This is a genomic window from Desulfoluna sp. CLI2B (assembly GCF_056847375.1).
This window is the reverse complement of sequence record NZ_CP186557.1, coordinates 1,650,185-1,664,398: the sequence shown is the minus strand read 5'-3', so window position 1 is coordinate 1,664,398 and position 14,214 is coordinate 1,650,185. Positions and strand designations below refer to the sequence as shown.

The 14,214-nt window shown below is 58.6% G+C and carries 15 protein-coding genes; 5 read left to right on the top strand and 10 right to left on the bottom strand.

The features are described from left to right. Positions 1–137: 137 nt before the first annotated feature. Genes ACOYW2_RS08100 through ACOYW2_RS08090 form a run of 3 tightly spaced genes read right to left on the bottom strand, consistent with a single transcriptional unit; the run spans position 138 to position 2,991 of the window. Positions 138–812: a M15 family metallopeptidase gene (locus ACOYW2_RS08100; RefSeq protein WP_482770063.1), complete on the bottom strand. Its 675-nt coding sequence runs from the start codon at positions 810–812 to the stop codon at positions 138–140. Beyond that, positions 809–1,312 carry a hypothetical protein gene (locus ACOYW2_RS08095; RefSeq protein ID WP_482770062.1) on the bottom strand — a complete coding sequence of 168 codons (504 nt, stop codon included), beginning with the start codon at positions 1,310–1,312 and terminating at the stop codon, positions 809–811. Before ACOYW2_RS08095 ends, ACOYW2_RS08100 begins: the two co-directional genes overlap by 4 nt. A gap of 56 nt (positions 1,313–1,368) precedes the next feature. Beyond that, complete coding sequence (locus ACOYW2_RS08090) at positions 1,369–2,991, bottom strand: sigma-54 interaction domain-containing protein (RefSeq protein ID WP_482770061.1); 1,623 nt, start codon at positions 2,989–2,991, stop codon at positions 1,369–1,371. Positions 2,992–3,358: 367 nt separating this feature from the next. On the opposite strand from ACOYW2_RS08090, the gene ACOYW2_RS08085 reads away from it, so the two are divergent. From ACOYW2_RS08085 to ACOYW2_RS08075, 3 genes are all read left to right on the top strand, one after another. Then, complete coding sequence (locus ACOYW2_RS08085; RefSeq protein ID WP_482770060.1) at positions 3,359–5,161, top strand: acyl-CoA dehydrogenase family protein; 1,803 nt, start codon at positions 3,359–3,361, stop codon at positions 5,159–5,161. 44 nt (positions 5,162–5,205) lie between these two features. Further along, on the top strand, positions 5,206–5,949 hold the full coding sequence (locus ACOYW2_RS08080; RefSeq protein ID WP_180140958.1) for an enoyl-CoA hydratase/isomerase family protein: 744 nt from the start codon (positions 5,206–5,208) through the stop codon (positions 5,947–5,949). Between the two features lie 370 nt (positions 5,950–6,319). After that, complete coding sequence (locus ACOYW2_RS08075) at positions 6,320–6,625, top strand: hypothetical protein (RefSeq protein WP_482770059.1); 306 nt, start codon at positions 6,320–6,322, stop codon at positions 6,623–6,625. Positions 6,626–6,816: 191 nt separating this feature from the next. Here ACOYW2_RS08075 and ACOYW2_RS08070 read toward each other — a convergent pair whose 3' ends face one another. The 7 genes from ACOYW2_RS08070 to ACOYW2_RS08040 all read right to left on the bottom strand — a co-directional run bounded on the left by ACOYW2_RS08070 (position 6,817) and on the right by ACOYW2_RS08040 (position 11,307). Further along, positions 6,817–7,185 (bottom strand): (2Fe-2S) ferredoxin domain-containing protein, encoded by a 369-nt coding sequence (locus ACOYW2_RS08070; protein WP_180140954.1) that lies wholly within the window; start codon positions 7,183–7,185, stop codon positions 6,817–6,819. Between the two features lie 104 nt (positions 7,186–7,289). Then, positions 7,290–7,850: an ATP-binding protein gene (locus ACOYW2_RS08065; protein WP_482416715.1), complete on the bottom strand. Its 561-nt coding sequence runs from the start codon at positions 7,848–7,850 to the stop codon at positions 7,290–7,292. Further along, positions 7,847–8,617 carry a PHP domain-containing protein gene (locus tag ACOYW2_RS08060; RefSeq protein WP_482770058.1) on the bottom strand — a complete coding sequence of 257 codons (771 nt, stop codon included), beginning with the start codon at positions 8,615–8,617 and terminating at the stop codon, positions 7,847–7,849. The genes ACOYW2_RS08065 and ACOYW2_RS08060 overlap by 4 nt, the downstream gene beginning before the upstream one ends. After that, a complete protein-coding gene (locus ACOYW2_RS08055; RefSeq protein ID WP_482416717.1) occupies positions 8,614–8,955 on the bottom strand; it encodes a DRTGG domain-containing protein in 342 nt (113 codons plus the stop codon). The genes ACOYW2_RS08060 and ACOYW2_RS08055 overlap by 4 nt, the downstream gene beginning before the upstream one ends. Beyond that, positions 8,933–10,309, bottom strand: a complete 1,377-nt coding sequence (locus tag ACOYW2_RS08050; RefSeq protein WP_482770057.1) for a [Fe-Fe] hydrogenase large subunit C-terminal domain-containing protein — start codon at positions 10,307–10,309, stop codon at positions 8,933–8,935. Before ACOYW2_RS08050 ends, ACOYW2_RS08055 begins: the two co-directional genes overlap by 23 nt. After that, the gene (locus tag ACOYW2_RS08045) at positions 10,306–10,740 is read right to left on the bottom strand and encodes an ATP-binding protein (RefSeq protein WP_180140943.1); all 435 of its coding nucleotides are present in this window, start codon (positions 10,738–10,740) and stop codon (positions 10,306–10,308) included. The genes ACOYW2_RS08050 and ACOYW2_RS08045 overlap by 4 nt, the downstream gene beginning before the upstream one ends. Before the next feature lie 213 nt (positions 10,741–10,953). Next, positions 10,954–11,307: a DRTGG domain-containing protein gene (locus ACOYW2_RS08040; RefSeq protein WP_482416719.1), complete on the bottom strand. Its 354-nt coding sequence runs from the start codon at positions 11,305–11,307 to the stop codon at positions 10,954–10,956. Positions 11,308–11,761: 454 nt separating this feature from the next. Here ACOYW2_RS08040 and ACOYW2_RS08035 point away from each other — a divergent pair, with 454 nt between their 5' ends. Together ACOYW2_RS08035 and nuoF are read left to right on the top strand one after the other, a co-directional pair. Further along, on the top strand, positions 11,762–12,256 hold the full coding sequence (locus ACOYW2_RS08035; RefSeq protein ID WP_180140939.1) for an NADH-quinone oxidoreductase subunit NuoE family protein: 495 nt from the start codon (positions 11,762–11,764) through the stop codon (positions 12,254–12,256). Positions 12,257–12,409: 153 nt separating this feature from the next. Further along, entirely contained in the window at positions 12,410–14,197 is a 1,788-nt protein-coding gene (gene nuoF, locus ACOYW2_RS08030; protein WP_482416720.1) for an NADH-quinone oxidoreductase subunit NuoF, read from the top strand. The last annotated feature ends 17 nt before the right edge of the window (positions 14,198–14,214 follow it).

Sequence of the window (14,214 nt, the reverse complement as noted above, 5' to 3'; positions counted from 1 at the left end):
CAAATAGACCGATGGCCCAAACGATGATCATGTTTGAAGGGCAACTGCGATTTTCTCTGAGGAACGAAGGGTAAGCGCATTGGCTACCGGCTTTCGAGGTGGCACACTTCGCCGCCGGAGACTCTTTTTATGATGCCTTACTCTATGATGTGATACCTGGCCCGTGCATCTGATTTGGGCATGCCGTTAAAATGCCACCACTCAAAGGAGAGGGGCAAAAATCCGGCACCCGTCATGACATCGGCCAGGAGCTTTCGGTTGTCGCGCTGTCTTGAGGAAAGCTTTTTGCCCAGTTTTTTCATGGCAAACATGGCGCAGAGTTCAAGCCTGCTCTTGCGAAACGGGGTAAAGCCCATGTCCAGCTCCTTGCCCCGGCCGTTAACGATGGTGATGTCCACGGCAATGCCGTAGTTGTGCATGGACCCTCGGGCGGGGTTTGCCACGAATTTTTCAAACCGGGTCCCCTTCATTTTATCGTACATCCTCTTTGAAACGCTCCGTGGGCGCGCCGCATCCAGGATAAGGAGAGAGTACTCCGAATGCCTTCTCTTCAGCCCGTCCTGGGCTTTGGCGAGCTTGGCGGCAACCTCTTTTTGCAGGTAGGCCGTCTTAAGGCCGGAGTAAAAGTCTTCCCGGAAATAGTTTTTGCGGGGATCCGAGTTCACCAGGTCCACCTGAATGGTCTCATCCATTTGATGCACGTCCACAAGACCGGCTTGGATAAAGATCTCCTCGACCCCGTTTGCGTGGGCCCCGCCCGCGGCCCACAGCATCACCATGCTCAACAGCACATATTTTTTCAAAACGGTCATCCGGCCTCCTTACCACGGGCAGAACGGATCACGCGCAGCCCCATGAGCCCAAGGGCCAGCCCCCAAACCGACATCCAAAAATCGGCCTCCACGGTCCATCGCCAGTCTCCGCGGTCCTTGTGAAACGTATAGGAGGTTTCAACCGTTTTCCCCCGGGTATACCCCGTGTAATCCAGATACGAATCCACATCGATAAAGCACAGCTGGCCGGTCTCGGTGGTCCCCCACACGGTATACGACTGCCGAGAGGGGGACGCCATGGTGGAAAACCGGGTCCCCCCGCTTCCCCCGGGCCTTCCCGGTTCATACAGCGACATGGTCAAGGTGATGGTTACCGGCCCTTGGCCCCTGCAGCGGCCTTTGTCGTAGCAGGCATACACAACAAGAAAAAAAAGGGGGATCAAAACCACCCCCACATACCCCAGGATAAACACACGCTGACTCTGCCACACCGATGCCGATCGCTTCCCGGCCCCCATGTCCATCATTTCCTCTACCACCTGATCCCTCTCCCCCATGACCTTTTGTTCCCCATCACCTGTTTTCCCTGACTCCCCTATGACCTGTTTTTCCTATTTCCCCTATCACCTGTTTTCCCTGTTCCCCCTGCCTTATCAACCTTCTTCCTCACCCCCACCCCCAGCTTCTTCATCCGGCTCCTCAAGGTGGACGGGTGCATCCCCAAAAGCTCGGCTGCGCCCCCCGGTCCTTCCACCTTGCACCCGGAAAGGGACAGGGCCTCGCGGATATGGTTTCTCACGGCCTCATCCATGGACGGGAACCCTTCCACGATGCTGTCCGGCAAACGGGGCTCGGACGAGGAAGCCCTGGGCTCCCAAAGAAGGTTGTCAAAGGAGAGATGGCGGCCCCTGCCGACGATGAGGGCCCGTTCGATGACGTTCTGGAGTTCCCGGATGTTGCCGGGCCAGTCGTAGGCGGTGAGCTGGCGTAGCGCCGATTCGGTGAGCCCGGGCGCTGGTTCCATGTTCAGCTCCCGGGACTTGCGGGCAACAAAGCAGGTGGCCAGCTCAGGAATATCCTGTTTCCTGGCCCTCAGTGGCGGCACCCGGATGGGAAAGACGTTGAGGCGGAACCAAAGATCCTCACGGAACCTTTTCTCTTTGACCATGGCAAACAGGTCCCTGTTGGTGGCCACCACCACGCGCACATCCACGGAGACGGGCCAGCTGCCCCCCACCCGGTTGAACTCCAGGGTCTGGAGTACCCTTAGGAGCTTGACCTGGGCGGCAGGGGGAAGCTCCCCGATCTCATCTAAAAAAATGGTGCCGCCGTCGGCCTGCTCGAAGTAGCCCCGCTTCAGGCGGGTGGCTCCGGTAAAGGCCCCTTTTTCGTGACCGAAGAGTTCGCTGTCCAGAAGGCCTTCGGCAATGGCCCCGCAGTTCACCCGGATCATGGGGCCCCTGCTGCGCCCGGAGGCCCGATGGATGGCGTTGGCCACCACCTCTTTGCCGGTGCCGGTCTCTCCCAGGATCAGCACCGGGCTGTCCAGGGCCGCCACCTGATTCACCATGGCCGAAACCTCCCGGAGCCCGGAGTCCACCCCGATCACCTCGCTGTCCCGGTTATGCCCCAGACGATGCTCCAGCTGTTTTTTCTCCGATGAGAGGCGCTCGTTCTCGCACACCAGGTCCCTGTGGTGCAACAGGTTCAGCACCGCACCGATAAGGGGCCGCCGGATAAGCTTCATCAGGGCGACGTCCCTTGGACCGTAGGCATGGTCACCGCCCACCACCATGCCGAACCCACCCACCAGGGGCGGCACGATATCAAACCCCATGGTCACCACGGAAAAGTCGTTCTTCCGTGAATAGAGGGGTTTTTCCACATGGCTTAAAAAATGGGCATGGATGCTCTTGAGCATGGGGCTGTCCGCACTCTCCAAAATCCGAACCACCCCGTGGGCCTGGTCCCTGATCTCCTTGAAGTGCTCCCAGGAGAGCTGGATGTGCTCGTCGATGAGCCTGCCGCGCTTCACCGTGGCTTCGGCGAGGTACCGCATGGTCTGGGCCGAGGTGTCCAGCACAAAAACGTGGACCAGGTCCAGAGGCAGGAACTCTTTGAGTAAAAGAAGGGTTTCATGGAGCGACTTGTCGATCTCAAGGCTGCTGTAGAGGCACTGGGTGATGTCCCGTACCAGCCTGCTCTCGTCCTGTGTCATGGGCTCTCCCGCGAAATACAGTGGATAGTCTAAATACCACCGAAAAGAACTACTACATATCGCGGATATTCACCAGAAACAATCGCAAGGTGGGCGAAAGGCAGGGAAAACGCGCAACCATTCAGTTGCCTCTGGCGGATCGCTTTTTTAAAAAAAAGCTCCGCAAAAAACGACACATGGGGGCGAACTTTCGACGGAACTTGGAAATAATGATTTGTGACCTGGTTGTCTCATTTTTTAAGAATTTTGCCATAGGGCGATAAGGAGGGCCTCGCGGAGGTGGCATGCAAGTTGCTGATCACAATAGCACCATCTTCTTGCTACGTTGACCATAAAAGGCTGTTTTTTATGAGCTGAAAGGATGATCATGGCGAACAAATTCGTGAGTATGCGCAACCTCAAATTCACCCTCCACGAAGTCGTGGGCACCGACGCCCCAGCCACGGGGACCCCAGCAAACGGTCACACCCGAAAATCCATGGACATGGTTCTGGATGCGGCCTTTGACTTCGCAAAAAAGGCTCTGCACCCCATCTTCGAGGAGATGGACAGGAACCCGCCGGAGCTTGTGGACGGCACCGTGGCCGTGCACCGGGATGTCCGCGCCATATTGGAGACCCTTGGAAAAGACGGCTGGATTGCGGCGACCTTTCCCCAGGAGTGGGGTGGGGAGGACATGCCAGCAAGCCTCTTGCACGCCGTGTACTTTATCTTTGCGTCGGCCAACTACTCGGCATCCGTCTATTCCGGGCTCACCATGGGGGCTGCCAACCTCATCCTCACCTTTGGTTCGGATGAACTGCGCAACCAGTTTCTTCCCCCCATGCTGGAGGGAAAGTGGCAGGGCACCATGGCCCTCACCGAGCCTGAAGCCGGTTCTTCCCTGGGGGACCTCACCACCTGCGCCACTCCCATGTCCGACGGCACCTACCGCATCAAGGGGGAGAAAATCTTTATCTCCGCAGGGGACCACGACGCCGTGGACAACGTGGTGCACCTCATGCTGGCCCGCATGGACGGGGCTCCGGCAGGGGTCAAAGGGATCTCCCTGTTTGCCGTGCCCAAGTTGAGACAAAGCAGGGACGGGGAACTCATATCCAACGACGTCACCGTCACCCAGGTTTTCCACAAAATGGGGTACCGGGGAGCTCCCATCACCGCCCTTGCCTTGGGCGACCGGGACGACTGCACGGGCTACCTGGTGGGCGAGCCCAACCGGGGCCTCTCCTATATGTTCCAGATGATGAACGGCGCTCGCCTGGAGGTGGGCATGGGAGCCACAGCCATTGCCACGGCAGCCTACCACGCAGCCCTGAACTACGCCAAAAGTCGAAAACAAGGCCGCCGAATCACCGACGGCCCCGGTGAGGCGCCGGTCCCCATCATCGAACACCAGGATGTCAAGCGCATGCTCCTGTTCCAGCGGGCCATCTCCGAAGGGGCTCTCTGCCTCATCCTGCAATGCAGCAGATACGAGGAACGCATGCACACCGGGCCTGAAGAAGAGAAGGCAGACCACAAGCTGCTTTTGGAGCTGCTCACCCCGGTGGCCAAGACCTTCCCCTCTGAGCTGGGGATCCACTCAACCAGCGCCAGCATCCAGTGCTTCGGAGGGTACGGGTACTGTGAAGACTTTCCCGTGGAGCAGCACTTTCGAGACATGCGCATCCACGCCATCCACGAGGGCACCACCGGCATCCAGGGCATGGACCTTTTGGGCAGGAAGGTGATGATGAAAAACGGAAAAGCCCTTCAACTGCTGGATCGGGAGATGGAGGCCACCATGGAACAGGCCAAGGCCTGCCCGGAGCTCCTCGACCATGTTCAGGCCCTTTCCGAGGCCAAAAAGACCCTGGCCACCACCACCATGGGGCTGGGCGGCGTGGCCATGGAAAAGGGGCCCGAGGCCTTCCTTGCCAACGCCACCGTCTACCTCGAACTCTTCGGGTACGTCGCCGTGGCCTGGCAGTGGCTGGCCCAGATGACCGTGGCTTCCCAAAAACTCTCTGAGCAGAAAATCCGCACGTCGGACCGCCTCTTTTACCAGGGCAAACTGGCGGTGGGCCGCTACTACTTCACCCACGAACTGCCGAAAACAGGGCCGCTCTCCGTTACCCTCACCCGGCCCCCCGTCTCCCTCGAAACAGAGACGGCCTGCTTTACAGACTGATAAAGGGTCCCCACCCCGTATCGCAACAATCGAAGGAGAACCACATGGAACCGTTTGTTTATCAAAAAGAAGGAAAAATCGGCCGCCTGACCTTCAACCGGCCTGAAAAATACAACGCCTTTGACTTAGAGACAGTGGAGGCCTTTGAGGCCTTCCTGGCCGAGCGACGTCACGACGAGGAGACCACGGTCCTTGTTCTGGACGGAGGCGAATCCAAGGGCTTTTGCGCGGGCCTGGACACCGAGGCCTATGCCCCGGAGATCTTCAAGATGACCCCGGTGAAGGCCTACGACGCCCAGGCCCGCATGAGCCGTTTGTTCCTTGCCATGCGCCGCATTCCCCAGCCCGTTATCGCCTGCGTCCACGGAGCGGCCGCTGGCATCGGGTTTTCCCTGGCCATGGCCTCGGACATCCGAATCCTTGCGGAAAACGCACGGTTTTCCGCAGCCTACATCAACATCGGCCTGGGCGGGGCAGACATGGCCTCCAGCTACTTTTTACCCCGGCTCATCGGATCGGGAAGGGCCTACGAATACCTTTTGACCGGAAACTGGATGGACGCCCCCACCGCCCTCTCCCTGGGATTTGCCTCCCGTGTGGTCCCCAAAGGGGAGATGATCGACACCGCCATGGAGCTGGCCGTTGCCATGACCGAAAAAAACCCCATGGGGGTCCGCATGACCAAGGAGGCCATCAACGCCAACCTCGACTGCGCCGGGCTGGAAGCCGCCCTGCAGATGGAGGACAGGAACCAGATGATGATCGCTTACACCTACAGGATGAAATAAAAACAGGTGGTAACCATTCAGCTTGCCTCCGGCGGGTCGCTTTTTTGAAAAAAAGCTCCGCAAAAAACGAAGAGAGTGAGCAGAAAAATTAGAACAATCAAAATAGCTGGAATTCATGCCAAAGCTTTCAAGACCTGTTTGTCAAACTTTTCAAAAGTTTGCCCCCCGGCAGGGCCACCGGAGGCATAAGCTGATTGCGGCACCCCGTCAAAAAAAAGCGGACGCAACCATACGCCTCACATGCCTTATTAATAAGGGGACTCAAAACGATGCAACCCTTTGACACGTCCAGCGGCGGGTAAATCATCGGCCCCACATGGCCCACGGCCCATGCGGGTTCCGCTTGCTCTCCTGCGCCGGAGAGTCGGCCGTGGTCGCAGTCGCCCAGATACCGGATGCCATGTGCGGGCACGGCAAACTGATTACAAGCGGTCTCCTTGTAGCCGTACTGGACGAATTGATGAACCGGACGGCCCGGGTGTATCTCGGGCCGGGCTTTACCATGAGCAACATGCGCGTTGTCTTTCCCTCTCCCCTCTTCAACACAGGCCCTCTCAAAGGCAAAGGCTGTGTGACCGATTTCGGGAAGCAGGGTGAGGCAGCCGTGGAAGGGATCGTCTTCGACCACGGACACGGTATCGCCGCCAGGGCAACCTCCCGGTGGGTAAGGCCATGATCGAAAAGGCGTTTTAAGGGCAATGGCCCTTTGCGTCGCTTCATCCCACCAAAAAAGGCGGCACGGCCAGTTTTCGCTCAAGCTTTCATGCACCTCATCGAAGACGGATTCTCTTGTCACTTGTCACGAGTCCGTTTGTCTCCGGCAGGGCCGCCGGAGGCAAACTCTCGTTGAAAATCCCTTGCCGACGGCTACATTGTCGCCATGGCAAAATCGGACTGCACCTCCCCCAGGATCACGTGGCGCTTAAACACCTGCCTCATCTTGTTGGCGTCCATGAACTGATACGCCACGGGCTGTTCCCCGTCGATCTCCACGGTGACGTTGGGCTCGCTGCTGCACATGCCCAGGCAGCCTGCGGCCATCACGCGGATGTCGCTTCGATCGCACGCGTCCATCTCTTCCATCAGGGCATCCATGACGGCCCGGGCACCGGAAGCGATGCCGCAGGTCCCCATGTGCACCGTCACAAGCACCCTGGCCTTTCCTTCACGGAGTGAAATATCCTTGGATACTTTTTCTTTGAGTGCTTTGAGATCTGCAACAGAGAGCTTTGCCATATCAACGTCTCCTTCCCAATAGGATAATCGTAGGTAATGTAGGTCATAGGGTTCAGGTCATAGATCATTGGGGCCAGGGAACCATGCGTCCTGGCCATGGCCCGTCATCTATCATCTGCCCGTTCAGTTCTGAGGGTTTCAAGTTCCTCTTCGATACCGGCTTTCAAGTGCCTGAGCACGGCGGGTTCATTTAAGGGGATCCCTTCCAGCTCCTGCCGAATGGTTCGCGTGTCAAACAGAAATTCGCGTCCATTGTACAGGTGGCGATAGAGAAAATCCACCTCCGGGTACCCGGCCATGAGAACTTCCATGGTCATGGCCATATCCCCCAGGGGGGCCCGGTCGATATGATCATACACAAAGGAGCAGAAAACGCGGGAGCCTTTTCCCTCCTCGGAGGCAAAGGAAAAACGCCCGTCACACCGTTCAGCCGCGGCCTGGAGCAGGGAGAGCCCCATGCCCACGCGCCGGGTGGTGCGGGAGGTAAAAAAGGGATCCGCCACCTTTGCCTGCTGCTCGGGCGAAAGACCCTTGCCGTTGTCCGACATGGTGATGGACAGCCAGTTGTTTTCAACATCCTCGTCCACCACAAGGGTCATCAGGTTGCCCCCTGCGGCGATGCCGTTTTCCACCACGTCCAGGATGTGCAGGGAGATCTCTCTCACGCAGACCTCCACGATGACGCCACACATTGCTGCCCTTCAAAGCCTTGCACGGCCCGTCCGGCCTCCCCGCGAAGGGCCATGGAGAGCTCAGCAAAGGCCGGTGCTTCCACGTCCAACAAGGTGATCCAGCGCCCCACATCCTCGGGGTAGTGGGCATCTGAGGCCGTCACCACAGGAAACCCGGCGGCCTGGGCAAGGTCAAAGCCCCCGTGAATGCCGGGCAGGGTCACCTCCACGGCGTCCGGGGCAAAATCGGGGGGCATAAAACCGAGCTGGGAAATCACTGAAAAACTGGGCCGATCGATGTGGGCACAGATCACCAGCCCGCCTGATCTTCGCACCGCTTCCGCCACCTCGCTTAGCCCCTGGTCCAGGGCGCCCATGAGCAAATCGGTGCACTCCTCGATAAACCGGCCCTCGGCATCGGCTTCGATCTGGTACCCGAACACCTCCGGGGTGTTGGTCCCCGACAGGTGGGCATCCAGGTACCCCTGAAACCCGCGGGCCTCTTCAAGGCCTTCAAACAAAGCCACCACATGGACCTCTTCGGCCGTGCAGATCTCGCATCCGGGAAGCACGCAGAGTTTTTTTCCCCGGGCAGCCTCCATCACGGCGGCGCAATTGCCCGTGCTGTTGTGATCGCAGATGGCGATGAGGTCGAGCCCTGCCTGAAGGGCCCTGTCCACCACCCGCTTGGGATCCATGGAGAGATCGCCACAGGGCGACAGGCAGGTGTGAATATGCAGGTCGGCGGTTACGCGCCTCATGGGCAGCCGAGCCCTTCGCTGTAAAGTTGTCCGGCAAGCTCGTAGGCATTGCCCTTCCAGGTGAGAAGCGGGATGCCTTCGGCTTCGGCCTTGGCACAGGTCTCTTTGTCGGGGGCATTTCCCGAGGCGATGACCACCGCCGCGAACTCACGGAGAACGGCCACGGCCACAATGTTCTGGTGCCCCTGCACGGTGATCCAGACCGAGGCCTGGCCTGCGTGGGCGATCACTTCACTTAACAGGTCGCCGCAATATCCGAACCGAACCTCCCGGTCCAATCCTTTTTCTCCGGCCACAACTTCCAGGCCGTATCGTTCAACCAAGTCCCTGACACGCATGCCCGCACTCCTTGCTGTTGATAAATGTCATCACCTGCTCGCCTGTCATGCCCCTGGCCCGAAGCAGCAGGCAGGCATCCACGGGCACTTCACCACGCACCACGTCCTCTGCAAAGGTGCGGCAGTCCGGGGCACCGCAGGCAGCGCAGTCCCGGCCGTTGATCAGCTGGATCAACCCGTCGATCTTTCGCATCTCCTCAATGGTAAAGGGGGTGCCGGTGAACCCGTCCCCTTCGCTCCCCTTCTGCTCCGAACGCTTGGAAAAAAACCACTCTTTTTCGTAGAGCCTGTTGATGCGATCCCGGTTGAGGCGCTTGCCCGTACCCAGAAGGTTAATCATCCGGAGGCTGGCGCTCTTGGCCAGGTATTTATCGATGGCTGTCAGGGCACCGCCGATGCACCCTTCGGTGCAGGCGCGAAGCTCAATGTACTCCGTGTCGCGAAACAGGCCCATCTCAATTTTCTCAAGCATGCTCACGGTCTCTTCCAGCCCGGAGACAGACAGGGATTTTTCGATATCCGAGGCCACGGTCTCCCCCCCGCTCATGCCCCAGAGAAGGCCGTCGCCGGAGGTGCACTGCTCGAATTCGTAACTGGCAAAGGCCATGGGGATGGCCTCGATGTTTCGCACATGTTCCACCTCTTTTGCCAGTCGGGAATAGATATCACAGATACCCATAGCGTATGGGCCGTCATTGGTAAAGCTCTGATCCGGCAGCGCGGGGTCGTCCCCCTTTTTCGTGGGGCAGGGGTTGATGTAGACCATGTTGATGAACCCCTCGTTGACCCCGTAGTGCTTACTCAGGATGCGGGTCACCTTTTTGGCCATGATGGCCACGGGGCGCTTGATGGGATGGATGTGGGGGATCAGGCTCGGAAAGCGGGCGTGGATCAGGCGCAACACCACGGGGCAGACAGGCGAAATCAGGGGCCAGGGAGCCTCTCCGGTGCGCCGGTTCTGACGGACAAACTCTTCAGTGGCAAACTGGAACATCTCGAAAAAGTAGGACATGTCCACGGTGTGGTGAAACCCGAGGCGCTTGAGGCCCTTTAAGATATCTTTGGGGAGGACGCCGGGAAACTGGGCGTAGAGGATGGGTGTCACAAGGGCCACGGAGATGTGGCTCTTTTTCAGTTTCGTCAGCTCGGTGGTGGCAGCACGGACGGCGCCCATGGGGCAGATCCTCAGGCAGTTGCCGCAGCCGATGCACGCCTCCTGCTTGTGCACGACCTTGCCGTTCCGGACGCGCAGGGCCTTGGTGGGGCACCCCCTGACGCACCGCGTGCACCCGTCGCACAACGTCGCATCAAAGCTGACGTAGCAACCCGCGGCCCCGGCATGTTCGGTGCTCATGGTTCTCCTCCGCCGACGGTGAACCGCATGGTCACGGCCGTTCCCCGGCCCGGCACGGAGTCCACCACAATGTCGTCGGAGTTTCGCTTCATGTTGGGCAACCCCATGCCGGCGCCAAATCCCATTTCGCGAAAGGCGTCGCTGGCCGTGGAGTATCCCTCCTGCATGGCCAGCTCGGTATTTTCAATCCCCGGCCCCGAGTCTTCCACATCCAGCCGAATCTCCTGGGGCGAAATCACCACCTTCAGCACCCCGTCTCCCCCGTGCATCACCAGGTTCATCTCCGCCTCATACCCGCAGATGGAGACCCGCCTGACCAGCTCCGGGCGGAAATTCAGAGACTTCAACGTGTTCTTCACATGGATGGACGCTTCACCGGCGTGGTTGAAATCCCCGTAGCGCACCGCATAGGTCCGTCTGAGTCGATTCATAGTTGCATAACTCCAAAAAAGCCTTCATCTATGACACACCCTCGAAAACACATGCGGGGACGGCCCATCCCGCCTTTCCCAGGCAGGCCCGGCCCCAATTGCAAACACTGTAGCCCGAATAGTTCATGAGAAAACGGCCACATCAAGACAATACGAGATCATTACAAGCTGTTACCCGAAAAAAATCAGGTTTCTGTAATATCCGGCGTAGATCTATCGCTCCCCGTTGTGTCCCGCCATGCCGCTTGAGTAGAGCCTGCCGCAGGCCACAAACATGGAAAGCCGGGTAATCATCAAGGGAATCTCCTCTTTTTGCGCCAGGGCCACCACGTCTCCTGCGGGCTGCTTGCCACGAACGAACACGAGGCCCCCCACGCCGGACACGGCGGCTGTGCGCACGGCCTGCTTCGTGGGCAGGCCCGTCAGCACAACGCCCCCGTCCGCAAAATAGGCCAGGATGTCGCTCATGAGGTCGCTGCCCCGGCAAATCTCAAACTCCCTGTCCAGATGCTGCTCGCCCGAAAGCAGTGTCGCATCCAGCACATCGACGATATCGGCAAGTTTCATGGTTCGACCCCGGTTGATCTGTCGTGGGAGACACCCCGATAAACCGGGATGCCCATGTTAAACGCCGTTTCACCTTGAAACAGCAGTCAAGTTCAGGCCGGCAGAGGGAAGACAGGAGGCCCCCCGGCATCTCAATCGGATCATTCACTAACAGAACAAAAAAGAAGGACGGTCAGACGCAACAGGTCCGGAGGAATGACCTTTCATCCTATATTTCATTGACCTACCACTGTCAATGGAAAGTAATTCCCCGGAAGGTATTCAATTTCTAATGCCAATTCCAATTTTCCCTTGCATTCTCCTCGACAAGCAATTATTCATCTTTAATGATACATAATAAATGACATTGAACGCCCTGAACGGCGTTCATACCGTAAACCACAGTCATCATATGACAACCTTACTAAATCACACGTAATCGAAGAGCACGGTTCTTCGGCTTGGAGACTTGCCCATGGCTATGGATCACCATCCCGAGCATCCGGATATCACCGCTGAGATGTGGACCCGCATCGACACCATCCTTGATGAGAACAGCCCCGTTCCCGGTTCGCTTATCACCGTCCTGCGCCTCTGCCAGGATACCGTAGGCTACCTTCCACCCATCCTTCTTGATTACATTGCCCAGGGCCTGGGCCTGGCATCGAGCCAGGTTTTCGGTGTGGCCACGTTTTACTCTCTTTTCTCCCTGAAACCCAAAGGGCGAAATATCATTAAAGCCTGCACCGGCACAGCATGTTATGTCAAAGGCATCAAGGAGGTCATGAACCATATCGGCAACAAATACGGCGTTTCCGAAGGCGAAACCATGGAGGACCGCCGTTTCACCCTGGAGGGTGTCCGCTGCCTGGGTGCCTGCGGCCTGGCCCCTGTCATGATCGTCAATGAGGACATCCACGGCAACGTTGACCCCAAAGATGTCACGGGAATCTTGGAGGAATACAAGTAACCGTATCGCGTCGAACGGCCTGACCGGGCAGCCCCTGCCGACGACAGGCCAAAGAACCCAAACTGCATGACGCCCCTGTCATCCATACCGTGAAGGCAAACGTCCACAAGGGCCCCAGGGCCTTCACAAGCGATTCCAACCCAGGAGAAAGAGATGAGTAAAACAAGAATGCAGCTGATGCTGTGCGGCGGCACGGGATGCCACGCCACCGGCAGCAAGCCTTTCCAGGAAGCGCTCAACGCCGAGCTGATCAACCGCGGGCTCGCAGACGAAATAAAAGTGGTGGAGACCGGCTGCAACGGCTTCTGCGCCGTGGGCCCCGTGATGCTGGTTCAACCCGAAGGAATTTTCTACCAGAAACTGTCCGTGGACGACGTCCCCGAGCTGGTGGAGGAGCACTTCCTCAAAGGCCGCCCCGTCCCCCGTCTCTTCTTCAAAGAGCACATGAGCAAGGAGAAGATCCCCCATATCGACGACATCCCCTTCTTCTCCAACCAGGTCTACCGGGCCATGAAAAACAAAGGGGCCATCGACCCGGAGGTCATCGACGAATACATCGCACGGGAGGGCTACTTCGGTTCGGCCAAGGCCCTGAACGAAATGAAACCCGAGGAGATCATCGAAGAGATGCTCACCTCAGGCCTCAGGGGCCGCGGAGGCGCCGGTTTCCCCACGGGCCTCAAGTGGAAATTCGCCAACTCCAGCATCGGGGATGAAAAATACGTCCTCTGCAACGCCGACGAAGGAGACCCGGGCGCCTTCATGGACCGAAGCATCCTGGAATCCGACCCCCACGTGGTCCTGGAAGGAATGACCATCGCGGCCAAGGCCATCGGCGCCAGCAAGGGTTACATCTACTGCCGCACCGAGTACCAGCTGGCCATCCACCGCCTGGAGATCGCCATTGCCCAGGCCAAGGAGTACGGCCTGCTGGGAGACGATATCCTGGGATCGGGATTCAACTTCGACATCGAAATTTACCAGGGTGCAGGCGCCTTTGTCTGCGGCGAGGAGACCGCCCTGATGCGCTCCATCGAGGGCAAGCGCGGCATGCCCCGCCCCCGTCCCCCCTTCCCCGCACAGAAAGGCCTCTGGGACAAGCCCACCATCTTGAACAACGTGGAGACCTTCGCCAACGTGCCCCAGATCATCATGAAAGGGGGCGAATGGTACGCCTCGGTGGGCACAGAAAAAAGCAAGGGAACCAAGGTCTTTGCCCTCTCCGGCGATGTCAACAACATCGGCCTCGTGGAAGTACCCATGGGCCTTCCCATCCGCACCCTGGTCTACGACATCGGCGGCGGCATCCCCAACAAGCGCAAATTCAAGGCGGTCCAGCTGGGCGGCCCCTCCGGCGGCTGCGTTCCGGAGCAGCATCTGGACACCCCCATCGACTATGAAGAGATCGCCAAGGTGGGAGCCATCATGGGCTCGGGCGGCGCCATCGTCATGGACGACCGCACCTGCATGGTGGACATGGCCCGCTTCTTCATGGATTTCATCCAGGAGGAGTCCTGCGGCAAATGCACCCCGTGCCGGGAGGGCACCCGCAGGATCCTTGAGATACTGGAAAAAATCTGCGAAGGTAAGGGGGAGGAGAGCGACCTCAAAGCCCTGGAAGAACTCAGCGAAGTGGCCAGCAACTCTGCCCTCTGCGGTCTCGGCCAGACCGCCGCCAACCCCGTGCTCTCCACCATGCGTTTCTTCATGGACGAGTACAAGGCCCACATCTTCGAAAAGCGCTGCCCGGCAAAAACCTGCCAGGCTCTCCTCAAGTTCACCGTGGACCCCGACAAATGCAAGAAATGCGGTCTCTGTTACAAGGCCTGCCCGGCAGATGCCATTGCCTGGCAGAAAAAAGAGGTGGCCGTCATCGACACGGACAAATGCGTGCAGTGCATGAGCTGCTACGACAAATGCCCCTTTGACGCCATCGACTAATGCATAACAGAAGGTGA

Coding starts and splice junctions, on each gene's coding strand:
- ACOYW2_RS08070 (WP_180140954.1), bottom strand. CDS start 7,185: ATGGCAAAGCTCTCTGTTGCAGATCTCAAAGCACTCAAAGAAAAAGTA.
- ACOYW2_RS08045 (WP_180140943.1), bottom strand. CDS start 10,740: ATGAATCGACTCAGACGGACCTATGCGGTGCGCTACGGGGATTTCAAC.
- ACOYW2_RS08040 (WP_482416719.1), bottom strand. CDS start 11,307: ATGAAACTTGCCGATATCGTCGATGTGCTGGATGCGACACTGCTTTCG.
- ACOYW2_RS08060 (WP_482770058.1), bottom strand. CDS start 8,617: ATGAGGCGCGTAACCGCCGACCTGCATATTCACACCTGCCTGTCGCCC.
- ACOYW2_RS08055 (WP_482416717.1), bottom strand. CDS start 8,955: ATGCGTGTCAGGGACTTGGTTGAACGATACGGCCTGGAAGTTGTGGCC.
- ACOYW2_RS08100 (WP_482770063.1), bottom strand. CDS start 812: ATGACCGTTTTGAAAAAATATGTGCTGTTGAGCATGGTGATGCTGTGG.
- ACOYW2_RS08035 (WP_180140939.1), top strand. CDS start 11,762: ATGGCTATGGATCACCATCCCGAGCATCCGGATATCACCGCTGAGATG.
- ACOYW2_RS08090 (WP_482770061.1), bottom strand. CDS start 2,991: ATGACACAGGACGAGAGCAGGCTGGTACGGGACATCACCCAGTGCCTC.
- ACOYW2_RS08085 (WP_482770060.1), top strand. CDS start 3,359: ATGGCGAACAAATTCGTGAGTATGCGCAACCTCAAATTCACCCTCCAC.
- ACOYW2_RS08050 (WP_482770057.1), bottom strand. CDS start 10,309: ATGAGCACCGAACATGCCGGGGCCGCGGGTTGCTACGTCAGCTTTGAT.
- ACOYW2_RS08080 (WP_180140958.1), top strand. CDS start 5,206: ATGGAACCGTTTGTTTATCAAAAAGAAGGAAAAATCGGCCGCCTGACC.
- nuoF (WP_482416720.1), top strand. CDS start 12,410: ATGAGTAAAACAAGAATGCAGCTGATGCTGTGCGGCGGCACGGGATGC.